Annotated in this window: 14 protein-coding genes; 3 read left to right on the plus strand and 11 right to left on the minus strand. The window is 54.8% G+C overall.

What is annotated here, in order from left to right:
* The first annotated feature begins 84 nt into the window (after positions 1-84).
* A complete protein-coding gene (locus AC4FIC_RS08015; protein ID WP_100258344.1) occupies positions 85-405 on the plus strand; it encodes a hypothetical protein in 321 nt (106 codons plus the stop codon).
* A gap of 92 nt (positions 406-497) precedes the next feature.
* Positions 498-1,025, plus strand: coding sequence for a DUF3833 domain-containing protein (locus tag AC4FIC_RS08020; RefSeq protein ID WP_158524409.1), 528 nt, complete (start codon positions 498-500; stop codon positions 1,023-1,025).
* A gap of 68 nt (positions 1,026-1,093) precedes the next feature.
* Here AC4FIC_RS08020 and greA read toward each other — a convergent pair whose 3' ends face one another.
* The 3 genes from greA to carA form a co-directional block, all read right to left on the minus strand.
* Positions 1,094-1,570 (minus strand): transcription elongation factor GreA, encoded by a 477-nt coding sequence (greA, locus tag AC4FIC_RS08025; protein ID WP_100258346.1) that lies wholly within the window; start codon positions 1,568-1,570, stop codon positions 1,094-1,096.
* Positions 1,571-1,635: 65 nt separating this feature from the next.
* On the minus strand, positions 1,636-4,860 hold the full coding sequence (gene carB / locus AC4FIC_RS08030; RefSeq protein WP_100258347.1) for a carbamoyl-phosphate synthase large subunit: 3,225 nt from the start codon (positions 4,858-4,860) through the stop codon (positions 1,636-1,638).
* 68 nt (positions 4,861-4,928) lie between these two features.
* On the minus strand, positions 4,929-6,059 hold the full coding sequence (gene carA, locus AC4FIC_RS08035; protein WP_100258348.1) for a glutamine-hydrolyzing carbamoyl-phosphate synthase small subunit: 1,131 nt from the start codon (positions 6,057-6,059) through the stop codon (positions 4,929-4,931).
* A gap of 486 nt (positions 6,060-6,545) precedes the next feature.
* Here carA and AC4FIC_RS08040 point away from each other — a divergent pair, with 486 nt between their 5' ends.
* Positions 6,546-7,301, plus strand: coding sequence for a helix-turn-helix domain-containing protein (locus AC4FIC_RS08040; RefSeq protein ID WP_100258349.1), 756 nt, complete (start codon positions 6,546-6,548; stop codon positions 7,299-7,301).
* A gap of 99 nt (positions 7,302-7,400) precedes the next feature.
* Here AC4FIC_RS08040 and AC4FIC_RS08045 read toward each other — a convergent pair whose 3' ends face one another.
* The 8 genes from AC4FIC_RS08045 to AC4FIC_RS08080 all read right to left on the minus strand — a co-directional run bounded on the left by AC4FIC_RS08045 (position 7,401) and on the right by AC4FIC_RS08080 (position 14,359).
* On the minus strand, positions 7,401-8,360 hold the full coding sequence (locus AC4FIC_RS08045) for a putative metalloprotease CJM1_0395 family protein (RefSeq protein ID WP_100258350.1): 960 nt from the start codon (positions 8,358-8,360) through the stop codon (positions 7,401-7,403).
* 19 nt (positions 8,361-8,379) lie between these two features.
* Complete coding sequence (locus AC4FIC_RS08050; protein WP_476196017.1) at positions 8,380-8,616, minus strand: hypothetical protein; 237 nt, start codon at positions 8,614-8,616, stop codon at positions 8,380-8,382.
* Between the two features lie 228 nt (positions 8,617-8,844).
* The gene (gene bioD / locus AC4FIC_RS08055) at positions 8,845-9,528 is read right to left on the minus strand and encodes a dethiobiotin synthase (RefSeq protein ID WP_100258352.1); all 684 of its coding nucleotides are present in this window, start codon (positions 9,526-9,528) and stop codon (positions 8,845-8,847) included.
* On the minus strand, positions 9,525-10,298 hold the full coding sequence (bioC, locus tag AC4FIC_RS08060; RefSeq protein ID WP_100258353.1) for a malonyl-ACP O-methyltransferase BioC: 774 nt from the start codon (positions 10,296-10,298) through the stop codon (positions 9,525-9,527). Before bioC ends, bioD begins: the two co-directional genes overlap by 4 nt.
* Positions 10,291-10,932, minus strand: coding sequence for an alpha/beta fold hydrolase (locus tag AC4FIC_RS08065; protein WP_100258354.1), 642 nt, complete (start codon positions 10,930-10,932; stop codon positions 10,291-10,293). Before AC4FIC_RS08065 ends, bioC begins: the two co-directional genes overlap by 8 nt.
* A complete protein-coding gene (bioF, locus tag AC4FIC_RS08070) occupies positions 10,929-12,083 on the minus strand; it encodes an 8-amino-7-oxononanoate synthase (protein WP_273286226.1) in 1,155 nt (384 codons plus the stop codon). The genes AC4FIC_RS08065 and bioF overlap by 4 nt, the downstream gene beginning before the upstream one ends.
* 151 nt (positions 12,084-12,234) lie before the next feature.
* Positions 12,235-13,290, minus strand: coding sequence for a biotin synthase BioB (gene bioB / locus AC4FIC_RS08075; RefSeq protein ID WP_100258355.1), 1,056 nt, complete (start codon positions 13,288-13,290; stop codon positions 12,235-12,237).
* Positions 13,291-13,462: 172 nt separating this feature from the next.
* The gene (locus tag AC4FIC_RS08080; protein WP_273286224.1) at positions 13,463-14,359 is read right to left on the minus strand and encodes a LysR family transcriptional regulator; all 897 of its coding nucleotides are present in this window, start codon (positions 14,357-14,359) and stop codon (positions 13,463-13,465) included.
* Positions 14,360-14,364 lie beyond the last annotated feature (5 nt).

Genomic DNA, 14,364 nt, shown 5'->3' on the forward strand with positions numbered 1-14,364 from the left:
TATTGGTTCTGGGTCCTCAACTAACAACTAACAACTAACAACTAACAACTAACAATGTAAATGTCACAACAATAAGGAGTTTAAATGGACGTGTATATTCAACAGTGTCAACACTGCCGGTCGCGGAATCTGCGCAATATCCTCGTCCGAGATGACGCTCAGCGGGTCTATGTCCAGTGCCGTCAGTGCGACCAGCTGGTGGCGCGCTATATCATCGCCCCAGGCGGATATTTTCACGAAGGCAAGGATTATGAGAGCTTCTTGCGGACCAGGATGCTCGACGGCGGCTTCTTGTCGGGACGCGATTTAAAGGCTGCGTTCCAGGACGTATCTGACAGCTGCGCGAAGGGCTTCGATGAGGCCGTTAGACGTGGTCAAAAAAAATATGGTGATCCATTGCCCTAGCCCTTGTGGCATAGGCTACTAAGGAGAACAATACAAACCATCCGTTTTGCCAGCTGATGCGTAAGAATCGGAATTGTTTTAGGAGACCCGCCATGAAAACCATTGCCCTATTTGCCAGCGCCACCCTGTTAAGTGCCTGTAGCCAGTTGCCGGTCAGTATCTATGCCGACACCCCGATCCAGTTTGATCCGATGAGTTTCTTCAACAATCAGATCCATGCCGAAGGCTTTGTGCGCGATCGCAGCGGCGAAGTCAGCCGCACCTTCACCGCCCAAATCAGTGCCACTTGGGACGAACAGGGCGGAGTGCTCGATGAACTCTTTACTTGGAGCGATGGCGAGATCCAGACACGCGTTTGGCAGTTCCGCAAGACCGGCGAGCAAACCTATGTCGGCACCGCGGCCGATGTCATCGGAGACGCCCAGATGGAGTTTGCCGGCAATGCCATCCATATGAATTATGTCCTCGATGTTCCCCTGGCCTCGGGTAAAAACATCGGCATTCGCATGGACGACTGGCTCTATCAGGTCAGTGACAACTCCATCGTCAATGTGACCTCAATGTCAAAATTTGGTTTTTCGGTCGGCGAAGTGGTACTGACCATGCGCGTGATCGACTAGGTTTTTAAGATTAGCCATAAAAAAACCGCGTAATACGCGGTTTTTTTACTTCTGAGTAAGCCTCAACCCTAGAGGTGTTCGACTTTCTCAATCTCATATTCGACCACGCCGCCGGGCACCTTAACGACAACCGTATCGCCTTCTTCCTTGCCGATCAACGCTCGAGCAATCGGTGAGTTCAAGGAGATCTTGTTGACCTTAACGTTGGCCTCATCATCACCGACGATCTTATAGGTCACGCCCTGATCGGTTTCAACATTAAGCAGACTTACCGTAGTGCCGAAGATTATTTTTCCGGTGACCGGTATATCGTGCACATTGATCACCTGGGAGCCGGATAGCTTACCTTCGATATCTTGAATCCGCCCTTCGATAAAGCCCTGCTGCTCACGCGCGGCATGGTATTCAGCGTTTTCTTTCAAGTCACCGTGCGCGCGGGCTTCGGCGATAGCAATAATTACCGCGGGCCGACGCACAGATTTTAATTCTTTGAGCTCGTTTTGAAGCGCCAATTCACCTTCAACGGTCATTGGATATCGTTGCATGCGATGTTCCTTTCTCATTTAAAAAGGGCGCCAGGCGCCCTTTGATCGTCTGTACTTGACCGTTATTATGACTGACTGAGCATGGCATGCAAGTCTTGCAGGCGGTTTACAGACGGCTCTTGCTGCAACTGGATGGCCATCACGGAGGCCTCGGCACCGGCCAAGGTCGTGGTGTAATAAACCTTATGTTGCAGTGCACCCTTACGGATCTCGCCACTGTCGACCAGCGACTGCCGGCCTTCGGTGGTATTGATCACAAAGGCAACTTCATCATTTTTGATCAGATCGACCAGATGCGGACGGCCTTCCTTGAACTTATTCACCGCCGAGGTCGGCAAACCCTGATCGCTAAAGAACTGCGCCGTACCCCGGGTAGCAACCACATCAAAACCCAGTTCGGTCAGGCTACGCGCCATCACCAACGCCGCGGCCTTATCTTTATTCTTGACCGAAATAATCACCTTACCCGAGGTCGGTAACACCGCACCGGCACCAACAGCAGCCTTAGCAAAGGCTTCAGCAAAGGTCTTGCCGGTGCCCATGACTTCGCCGGTCGATTTCATTTCCGGGCTTAACACCGGATCGACACCGTGGAATTTATTAAACGGCATGACCGCTTCTTTGACCGAGAAATAGCTCGGAATAATCTCTTCGGTAAAGCCCAATTCCAACAGAGTTTTACCGGTCATCACCTGGGCGCCGATCTTGGCCAATGACACACCGATGGCCTTGGACACGAAAGGCACGGTGCGCGAGGCACGCGGGTTCACTTCGATGATATAGAGTTTTTCATCCTGCCAGGCCATCTGGACGTTCATCAAGCCGATTACATTAAGCTCCAGCGCCATCGCCTTGACCTGCTCACGGATCATGTTTTGCGCAGGCATCGGCAGGCTATAGGGCGGCAGCGAACAGGCCGAGTCACCGGAATGGACGCCCGCCTGTTCGATATGTTGCATGATAGCGCCGATAACAACACGTTCGCCGTCGCTGACACAGTCGATGTCCATTTCGATAGCATCATCGAGGAAGCGATCGAGCAGCACCGGCGAGTCATTCGACACCTTGACCGCGTCATTCATATAGCGGCGCAAGTCTTTTTCCTGGTAGACGATTTCCATGGCTCGGCCGCCCAAGACATAGGACGGTCGCACTACCAGGGGATAACCAATGCGGTTAGCGATCAACACGGCCTCATCGAGGCTACGCGCGGTACCGTTCTCCGGCTGCAACAGATTCAGCCGTTCAACCATCACCTGGAAGCGCTCACGGTCCTCGGCTCGGTCGATGGCATCCGGGCTGGTGCCAATAATGGGCACACCGGCCGCTTCGAGGGCACGCGCCAATTTCAATGGTGTCTGGCCACCGTACTGGACGATGACACCCTTGGGTTTTTCCAGATCGATGATCTCGAGTAAATCTTCCAAGGTGACGGGCTCAAAGTAGAGCCGATCGGAGGTGTCGTAATCGGTCGAGACAGTTTCCGGATTACAGTTCACCATAATGGTTTCGTAACCGTCTTCACGCGCCGACAGGGCAGCGTGCACACAGCAATAATCGAATTCGATGCCCTGGCCGATACGGTTCGGACCACCGCCGATGACCATGATTTTCTCGCGATCGGTCACCGCCGCTTCGCATTCTTCATCGTAGGTCGAATACATATAGGCGGTATCCGATTTAAATTCCGCGGCACAGGTATCCACCCGCTTATAGACCGGGCGCACGTTTTGGGCCCAGCGCTTCTTGCGCAGTTCCTGTTCACTGACACCGAGCAGATGAGCCAGACGCAGGTCCGAGAAGCCCTTGCGTTTCAGGCTGCGCATCAGCGCCTCATCGAGGTCTTTCAGGCCTTTGCTGCTGAGGGCTTTTTCATCGGCGAGCAAATCTTCGATCTGTACCAGGAACCAAGGATCGATGCCGGTCAGCTCATTAATATCGGTCACCGACATGCCCGAACGGAAGGCATCGGCGACGTACCAGATTCGGTCAGGACCGGCTTCGCGCAATTCGCGCACGATAATTTCATTGGCATTGTCTGCGTTCAGGTCAACATAGCTGTCAAAACCACAGGCGCCCACTTCCAGACCGCGTAACGCTTTCTGCAAGGATTCTTGAAAATTACGGCCAATCGCCATGACTTCACCGACCGACTTCATCTGAGTCGTTAAGCGATCATTAGCCTGGGGGAACTTCTCGAAGGCAAAGCGCGGTATCTTGGTGACGACGTAGTCAATGCTCGGCTCAAACGAGGCCGGGGTGACGCCACCGGTGATTTCGTTCTGCAACTCGTCGAGCGTATAGCCGACTGCCAGCTTGGCGGCGACCCGAGCAATCGGGAAGCCAGTGGCCTTCGAAGCCAGGGCGGACGAGCGCGACACACGTGGGTTCATTTCGATGATCACCATGCGGCCGGTCGCCGGATCGATGCCGAACTGGACGTTCGAACCGCCAGTCTCGACGCCAATTTCACGCAGCACCGCCAGTGAGGCGTTACGCATGATTTGATATTCTTTGTCGGTTAGCGTTTGCGCCGGCGCAACGGTAATGGAGTCGCCGGTATGAATGCCCATCGGGTCAAAGTTTTCGATGGCGCAAATAATGATGCAGTTATCATTTTTGTCGCGCACCACTTCCATCTCGAATTCTTTCCAGCCAATCAGGCTTTCGTCGATCAGCAATTCATTGGTCGGCGACAGGTCGAGCCCGCGGCGACAGATCTCTTCAAATTCTTCTTTGTTGTAGGCAATACCGCCGCCACTGCCGCCCATGGTAAAGCTCGGACGAATGATCGACGGAAAGCCCAGGCGTTCGGCGATCACAATGGCTTCTTCGAGCGTGTGCGCGATGCCGGATCGGGGGGTATCGAGGCCAATTGACTTCATCGCCTTATCGAAGCGACTGCGATCTTCGGCCTTATCGATGGTGTCGGCATTGGCACCGATCATTTCCACACCGTATTTGGCGAGAACGCCGTGCTTCTCCAGATCGAGTGCGCAATTGAGCGCCGTCTGGCCACCCATGGTCGGCAACACTGCATCCGGACGTTCTTTTTCGATGATTTTTTCCACGACCTGCCAGGTGATCGGCTCTATGTAGGTGGCATCGGCCATGGTCGGGTCGGTCATGATGGTGGCCGGATTCGAGTTGACCAGGATGACCCGATAACCCTCTTCGCGTAACGCCTTACATGCTTGTGCACCGGAATAGTCAAACTCACAGGCCTGGCCAATCACAATGGGCCCAGCGCCGAGGATCAGAATGCTTTTTAGGTCAGTACGTTTTGGCATGGTTTCTCACAAATTCTGAATGCTAGTGTATGCAACTGCCCCAGCAATTGGGGCAGTGTCGGGTCACCTTAGGACTGGCGTTGGCTCATATAATCAATAAATTGATCAAACAAGGGCGCGCAATCGTGTGGACCGGGACTTGCTTCCGGATGGCCTTGGAAGCTAAAGGCAGCCTTGTCAGTATGCCGTATGCCCTGCAGTGACTGGTCAAACAAGGACCGGTGCGTGGCCACCAAATGGCCTGGCAAACTGCTTTCTTCGATGGCAAAACCGTGGTTTTGACTGGTGATCATCACCGTCTGGTCGGCCAGTACCGCGACCGGATGGTTGGCACCGTGATGACCAAACTTCATCTTGCCGGTTTGCGCACCGCAAGCCAGGCCCAACAACTGATGGCCCAAACAGATCCCGAAGACCGGGATATTGGTAGTTAAAATCTCAGCAATGGCGCGAATGGCATAGTCGCACGGTTCCGGATCGCCCGGCCCGTTGGACAAAAATACGCCATCAGGGGCGAGCGCCAGAACATCGGCAGCCGGCGTTTGCGCCGGGACCACGGTGATGCGGCAACCGCGATCAGCAAGCATGCGCAGAATGTTGCGTTTGACCCCGAAATCATAGGCGACGACGTGAAACTTGCTGGTATCGGGTTGGGTATGACCAACGCCTAATTGCCAGCTGCCTTCGGTCCACTGATAGGGCGCCTTAACACTGACTACCTTGGCCAAATCCATGCCTTTCAAGCCGGCAAAACCCTTGGCCAACGCTAAGGCGCGATCGACGTCGATGTTCTCACCGGCCATGATGCAACCGTTTAGAGCACCCTTTTCGCGCAGAATTCGGGTCAGACGACGAGTGTCAATATTACCGATAGACACTATATTGCGTGCTTTCAGGTAGTCGGCGAGCGATTGCTCACTGCGGAAGCTGCTGTGCATCAGCGGTACGTCGCGAATCACTAGACCCGACGCCCAGACCTGATCGGACTCTTCATCTTCCGAGTTCACGCCGGTATTGCCGACATGGGGATGGGTCAGGGTGACGATTTGCTGGGCATAGGATGGATCCGTGAGGATCTCTTGGTAGCCGGTCATGGAGGTATTAAATACCACTTCACCAATGGCTTCACCAACGGCACCAAAGCCGATACCGTTGAAAATACTTCCGTCTTCGAGCGCGAGTATGGCAGGCGTACTCAAGATCCGTTCTCCTATCAGTTGCATGAATGGACGATTGAGAAATTGACCCGTTAGACCGGTTTTACCTCACCCCAATTCGTAAAAAAGCGAGATGAAGATAACTTCATCCCGCTTCGTTATTTGCCGTTGCAGCATAACGCCACGACAAGCTAATTTTTTGGTGCGGTCAGGGTGTAGTTTCTGCTGGTCAAACGTCTCAGCTGGGTGCATTTGCAGCCCAAAATTTCGCGGATATTACAGGATTTTGGCACTTTTTGTCCATTAAATTTTTACGGTATTTAGGTAACGGGCCCTTCTCACACTGCACAGAGCAAATAGTTACCTTTAAGTGGCTCGCCTAATGGACCGATTTAACACCAGGAACGGTGGCCAGACAGAGCATTTTGGCAACCGATCGAGCCACCATTAAATCCTGCTCACCTGTGGCACGGCCTTTAAAAAGCTGGCATTATCAAACTTACATAAGGCCGCCCAACAGGCATTGCCATGTCACAAACTAGCCAATTGATTGACACGCTCAAAAAAATTCTACGTGAGCGCAAAATTACCTATGCCGATGTCGCAACCCACCTAAATCTCAGCGAAGCCAATGTTAAGCGCATGTTTTCCAAACGGCACTTCACCCTCAATCGACTCGAAGCTATCTGCTCACTGGCCAATGCCGATCTGGGTTACCTGATTACCCGGATGCATGAGGGCTCGATGATCATCGACGAGTTAACGCTGGAAGCCGAACAAGATCTGATCGCCAACATCAAGTTATTGTTGATGGCCCAATTACTGATCAACCGCTGGACATTGGACGATATAGTGTCTATCTATAATTTTGACGAACACGAGGCCACTCGCCTGCTGGCAAAACTTGATCGGCTCGGCTTTATCGAACTGCTGCCAGGCAATCGGGTCCGCACACTGGTGTCGCGCAACTTTAAGTGGATTCAGAACGGACCGGTACATAAATACTTCGAAAATCATGTCGCCGGGGAGTTCTTCAACTGCACTTTCAACCCCAAGGCCGGCGAACTACTGGTCTTCATGGCTGGCATGCTAACTCGTCAATCGAACCGCCATATGCAAAACAGCATGCGCCGGCTGGCGCGCGAGTTTGATGACCTCTGTAAGGAAGATGGCAAACTGCCAGTCAGTGAAACCTATGGCTCTGGAATAGTGTTGGCGTTGCGGCCTTGGGAGCTGAGTGTCTTTGCCGAGTATCGCCGAGTACCCAACACCAAAAAATTCTAATGCCGCTACTATCTGGAATGGAATCGACAATGCGCCTTTCGGCCTTACTTTGAGGGGCTTGAACATATTTTGCTGCTGGTCAAATAGGACAAGCTGGGATTAGACGGTGGTATCGAGATTAAAGCCCACAGCTTGTTGCTGCTGGGTCATGTAGGCCGCAGTTTGGGCCATTTGCTTACCGGCCTGACTGATATCTGTGAACACGTCCAACGGTAAGCGCTCGGTGTCAGTGCTAGTGCGCAGCACGTCATCGTTTACCGCCGCGCTGTTGGCTTCGGTTATGGCGACGTCTTCTCTGTTTAATTCGGCCTGCTCGCCACGCTCTTCAGCAGCCTTGATACTTTGTTCGCGATCAACCTGGCGGATCTCAACTTGCGCATCGTGCACCATTTGAGACGCTATGACAGCCACGCGGCGGTCTTGAATCGATGGCTCGGCCGGCGCTAAAGCCGCCCGATGAACCTGCTCGGCTTTTTGCAGTGTCGCTTCTGGGTCGCCCATCACTCGACCGACATTGATGGGCACCTCACCGGCGACAGCATAACGCTTGCCATCTGGGCCAAATTCAAATGTAAAGGCCATGGCGCCGGTGTGCTGACCGCCCACTGATTTATGAGCCTGCTCATGCGCCCGAACTTCGCGATCGAGGCTTGCCAATTCGCGCACCAGATCGACCTCGCCTTCCAGCTTAATACGATCGTGCTCGGCTTGGTGCGACGCCTCTTTAGTTCGCTCCTCTTGGTGCGCTGCCTTGTCTCGATTGTCGACAGAGACCGCGTCAACAGCCTCCCGAGACAGGCTGGGCTGCGCTTCAACCGAACCATTGGTCTTGGATCCGCTCGCCAAGGCGGCCGCAGAGGCCAAGGCCTGTTCTGATTCGAGCCGGCCGGGCTGACTGATAAGCGCGGCCCGCGAGCCCGCCGTGGCGGCAGCCTCGTCAACGGGTGCAAAAACCGCCGCATCATTTTCCCGCCGCAGACGCAGCTGGTTCGCCGGGTCCGCAGACGGGGCAAAAGTCGGGGTTATCGCATTTGGGAACACGCCACTTATGGTCGACATCGAGTCTTTGGTTACCTTTTTACACTTTTATATCAACAAGCGTCCCTAAGGTCTCGCTCGCTGTTTGAATAATTTTGCTACTGCCTTGCACCTGGATTTTTGCCAGAATTTGTTCAACCATAGGAGCGGCCCCCTGTTGCGGGCCACCCTCGATGGGTGCCACACTGGCTTGACCAATCCGCTCGGCGCTTTGGTTCAGCTGATCGTAACCACGCTGAACTCCAACAACTCCGGCATTCATTACTGACGCTATCATATCGCCACCCTATCGCTTTTGACGTAAACCAAGCTAAAAACTAAATAGGTGTCTTTTTGATATAGATTCAGCCCTGGTTATATGTTAACCAATAGCGCGAATTTTGCTGTTACTTTTTGTTAATAAATCTCTTAGACGTCGCACATGCAATTGCTCGCCATCTGGGTTTGCGGGTAGGTTTCAAATTTGATTCCGCCAAATGACGTAAAATTGACTTTTTATTAGCATTTATATGTCAAAAAACCGATCATCGAGCCAGGCTGCTGGGGCTGCTTCACCCACCCCTAAAAATGGCATAGTACCCAGCAGAGGAGCCGGGATGCGACTGATAAGACTCTGAATGTTGGCGTCTAAGCTCGTCATCTGCGGATCAATGCAGTTAGCGACCCAGCCGGCAAGCCTTAGGCCATCGCGCTGAATCGCCTCAATCGTGAGCAAGCTATGATTCAGGCACCCTAGCCGCATACCCACGACCAGAATTACATCAAGATTCAACTCTATAGCCACGTCGGCCAATGTCTCCCGATTATTAAGTGGCACCCGCCAGCCGCCAGCACCCTCGATCAACGTCAGCTGGGCCTGCTGAGTCATTAGCGTGCCACGACAAAAGCCCGCCAAACGCTGCGCCGTGAGCCGGCGCTGCTCCATGTCGGCGGCTAGATGCGGCGCCAGAGCGGCGCGCAACAAGACGGGATTAACCTGCTCATAGGGTAGCTTAAGGGTCGACACCGCCAGCAGGCGCCGGGCATCATCATTCGACCAGTGCCCGTCGATCAGGTCGGCACCCGCCGCCAAGGGCTTCAGACCGAGAGTGGTCAAGCCACGCTGTTGCCCAGCCCGAAGCAGTGCCTCGGTGATATGGGTCTTACCGACGTCGGTATCGGTGCCGGCAATAAAATAACGTTTTTTCATAGGGCTTTTCGCACAATTAGGTAAAAGACATCCCAGGTCGCCGGGTAACGGCCATCAGCACAAATAAATTCTTCATAGGCACGCAACATCGGGCGTAAATGGCCAACCGCTGGTGTATGTTGTCGTTCTACATGGTGCGCGCCGAGGGCTTTGAGCTCTCGCACCAGATTCAGTGGGGCATCATAGCGCACCTCCAGCTGTTCTTCGTGCCAGAGGGTAAGAGTCAGCGATGACGCCGCGATGGCCGCCTGCCAATCGCTGGCCGGCAGGAATCGATTTACATGTGTTGCCTGATCCACTTGCGCCCAGGCTTGACGCAATTCAGCCAAGGTTTTCGGTCCGAGTGTACTCAGGGCTAAATAGCCACCCGGCTTGAGGACCTGGGCCAGCCGGTTGATAAAGGCGTCCGGCCGATCCAACCATTGTACCGCCAAACTGGAGACCGCCAAATCGACACTGTTGTCGGCTAGGGGCGGATTTTCCAGATCGGCCTGCACCGGGCTCACCTGTGCCACCCGCTGTCGAGCGCGCGCCAACATCGGTTCAGCCAGATCCAGCGCGGTCAATAGGCTCGGTTGGAAACGTTGAGCTAAGCTCGGCAGGCAATAGCCGGTCCCAGTCCCCAGATCGACCACATGGCCCGCTTGGCGTAGCGGTAATTCACTTACCTGAGCCATAAGTTGATCTGCGACCCGACGCTGCAGGTGAGCGGCACCGTCGTAATGCTCAGCGGCTCGACCAAAAACCTGGGCGACGGCGCGCTTATCCATGCTCTTTTATCCAGTCTGCAACCCGACGCGGCGCACTCAGCGGCAAGCTGTGATGACCCGCCATGGCCGTGACGCTACTGGCCTTGCCGGCCCAGACTTGGCGCGCGCTGCCGAACGGCACCAACAGGTCGTCGTGCGCCAACAACAGATGCACTGGGCATGCGATGGGCTGCTGACGGAGGTCTATTTCATAAAGCCAATGCAAACTGGCAAGCTGATCGCCGGCCAACAAAAAAGGCATCATAAACCCGCTCCGAACGGGATCGACCAGCTGAGCAAAACGACCCCGAGTGGCCACTGGATTGATCCTGTATCGAGCCATAAAGGCGTCCGCCACGCCCGAGTCCAGGCCAGCGGCCCCGGCAAATTGGAGATTGGCGTTAAGCACAAAGACGGCCTTGACCTTGGCGCTTAGGCTGGCTAACTCACAGGCCAACATCCCACCCAAGGACCAACCGACCAGAGTAACTCCCTCGTCCAAGGCGGCAACTTGCTCGGTCAACCAGTCGGCACGACTCAGTGCTGTATCGGCAAATGACAGCACCCTTTCGTCAGTATCTGCACCTAACTCAGCACGTAATTCGTCAAATATTTGACTATTCGCATGCCAACCCGGTAACCAGACACGATTCATGTAACGTCCGCCAATGCATTAAGCAGTTGATCGACCTGCGCCAGGCTGTGACTAGCACTCAGGGTCACGCGTAATCGGGCGGTATTGACCGGCACCGTCGGGGGGCGGATAGCGGTGACCAGCAAGCCCCGCGCTCTTAGCTGCGCGCTTAACTGCAGCGCGGCTTCATTGGCACCGACCAAAATGGGTTGAATCGCTGTTGCGGAGGGCATCAGCTGGTAACCCAGATGCCTGACCCCTTGACGCAAGTGCCCGATCAGCGTTTGTAGGTGCGCTCGCTCAGCGTCGGCGCCATGCACCAGCGTTAAGGCCATGCGCGTGGCCGCCGCCAAGGCCGGCGGTGTTGCCGTGGTATAGATATAGGGTCGGGCCGTCTGCAATAGATAGTCGATGGTGGTTTTGTCGCCAGCGACGAAAGCACCCGAGGTGCCAAAAGCTTTGCCCAGGGTTCCGACCAATAGCGGAACGTCGGCACTGGTTAAGCCCACGGCATTAACCAAGCCAGATCCATGCGGGCCCAGCACGCCAATGCCGTGCGCGTCATCGACCAACAGCCAAGCGGCATGTTCTGCGCAGAGGCGGGAGACATCCAGCAAGGGCGCACAATCGCCGTCCATCGAAAAAACCCCATCGCTGACCACCAGTTTCTTACCCATGGCCAGGCCGAGCTGACGTCTGAGGTGGGCCATATCATTGTGCCGAAAGCGCAGCATCTTGGCTTGCGAGAGCAGCGCGCCATCGATCAGCGAAGCGTGATTCAGGCGGTCCTGCACGATGGTGTCGCGCCGTGACATCAGCGCCGACATAACGCCGACGTTGGCCATATAGCCGGAACTGAAGACCAGGGCCGCCTCCCGACCGGTAAAGGCTGCCAATTCCTGTTCGAGCAGTTCGTGTTCGCGGTGGTGGCCACTGACCAGATGCGAGGAACCCGAGCCGACGCCATACTGGTCAATCCCTTCTTTCATCGCCTGGGCGATCGCCGGATGATTGGCCAGGCCGAGGTAGTCGTTACTGCAAAAGGACAACAGCCTCTGGCCATCGACTGTCGGGGTAATGCTTTGCGCGGACTGCAATTGCAGCCGGCTGCGCATCAGATGATCGGCTTGTCGGGCAGCCAGATGGACCGCCATATCGGAAAAATTTTTCAATGCAGTTGTCGCGGCCTTGCTGGGCAAGTGCGCTCCGGTTGGAAATTAAGGGGCGATTGTGTCAGCTGCGCTGCGCAATCGATGGCCGTGGCTCTGGGCTATGTCTAGGGGCTATGTCTAGGGACTATGTCTAAGGCCCAAGGCCTAAGGCTCAGACCAGCGTGGCGTCGTAAAAGCGGGCGTTGTTGCGTTTTGGACAGGTCGCCGGGTCGAACTGTTCAACCGCGTCTTGTGCGCCCATATTACGCTGTTCAGGGACGATACCCAGCTTAACGAACAGGGCCTTATCAAGATTCGCTTCGGGGTTGGCCGTAGTCAGTAAGGTTTCGCCATAAAAGATCGAGTTGGCTCCGGCGAAAAACGCCATCGCCTGCATTTCTTCGCTCATCTGTTCGCGTCCGGCTGAGAGGCGAACGTGTGACGCTGGCATCAAGATGCGCGCAACGGCTATGGCTCGTAAGAACTCAATCGGGTCGAGATCTTCAACCTCTGCCATCGGGGTGCCTTCGACCTTAACCAGCATATTGACTGGCACACTCTCAGGGTGCGGATTGAGATTCGACAACTGAATAAACAGCCCGGCGCGATCGGACAGGCCCTCGCCCATGCCCAGGATGCCACCAGAACAGATCTTCATGCCCGAAGAACGCACATTCTGCAGGGTCTCTAGGCGTTCGGAATAACTCCGAGTAGTGATGATTTCGCCATAGTATTCCGGCGAAGTATCGAGATTGTGGTTGTAATAATCGAGACCGGCACCGGCTAATGCCTCGGCCTGCTTGCCTTCGAGCATGCCTAGGGTCATGCAGGTTTCCAGACCGAGCTCCTTGACGCTCTTGACCATATCGAGAATAACAGGAAAATCCTTCTCGCTCGGTGAGCGGTAGGCCGCGCCCATACAAAAGCGGCTCGCGCCGGCGGCCTTGGCGGCCTTGGCCTGCTGAATCACCTTCTCCACCGCGATCAATTTTTCTTTCGCCAGACCGGTATTGTAGTGACCCGACTGCGGACAATATTTGCAATCTTCAGGGCAAGCTCCGGTCTTGATCGAGAGTAGGGTGCTGATTTGAACTTCATTGGGATTGAAATGGGCGCGATGTAAGGTGGCCGCCTGAAACATTAGATCGTTAAAGGGCAATTCAAACAGCTTAACAACTTCGGCAGTTGTCCAGTCATAACGGAATTCGGGGGCAAGGGAGGCAGACATCGGCGTTCTCAAAATCAATGGAATGGCGCCGATAGTAGCGCCATGGCGGCCAAAGTCAATTTACTATATCGACTAACCTTACATCTGGTTAAAAAACAAACAGCTTTGAATTGACTGGGGTAGCCCGTTCACGCGTCCGTCGCCATGACCCCATGCCGAGCGCGAAATGGCCTCAGCCCTGCTCCAAACCCTCGATCAACAGCGCCAGATGGTCGGCCAACTCACGCACCCGCTTAGGCTGGGCACGGCTGGGGGGGAAGAGGATTTGCAAGGGCGCCGGGGGAGGGGCGAAGTCGGCCAACAGTTCAATCAGACGCCCGGCTAGAATATCCGGCCTGACATCCAGTTCTGACTTCAGACTGATGCCGAAACCGGCCAGGGCCCATTGATGGACCAAGGCGCCATCGTTGGCAATTCGATCGCCGCGCACGGTCACAATCTGTTGCAGCGCGTTGGCACCAAAGCGCCAAACATTGTCCAAATTGGCACCAAAGCGCATCACCAGGCAATTGTGTTTTTTGAGATCGACCGGCTTTTTGGGCATCCCGTGTTTTGCCAGATAGGCGGGCGCAGCACAGACCAGTCGCCGCTGCAGGCCCAGGCTTCTAACGCGCAAGGAGCTGTCGGTAACCGAACCAAAGCGCAATGCAATATCCAAACCCTGACCGACAAAATCGACATAGCCGTCCGACAGCACCAATTCGATGGAAATGGCTGGGTGTTTGGCTAAAAAACTGCTGATAGCGGCGGATACATGGGTCCGTCCAATATCACTAGGAGCGCTAATCCGTATCGGCCCGGACAGGGTTTGAGCACCCAAACGGATGCGCGTTTCCAGGTCCTCAACTTCGCCCAGTACCATTTTAGCGCCCTCTAAGAGGGTGCGCCCTTCGTCGGTCAGGCTAATGGCCCGGGTCGTGCGATTCAGCAGCACCACACCAAAATGGGTTTCCAGCGCAGCCAGCCGCTCAGATACCGTTGTCGAGGACAGGCCCACTTCTCGACCGGCCGCAGCCAAGCCGCCTTTTTCGACAATCTTTAAAAACAGCGCGATGTTAGCAAGCAGCATTGTAC

It is taken from the genome of Reinekea sp., from assembly GCF_982785585.1.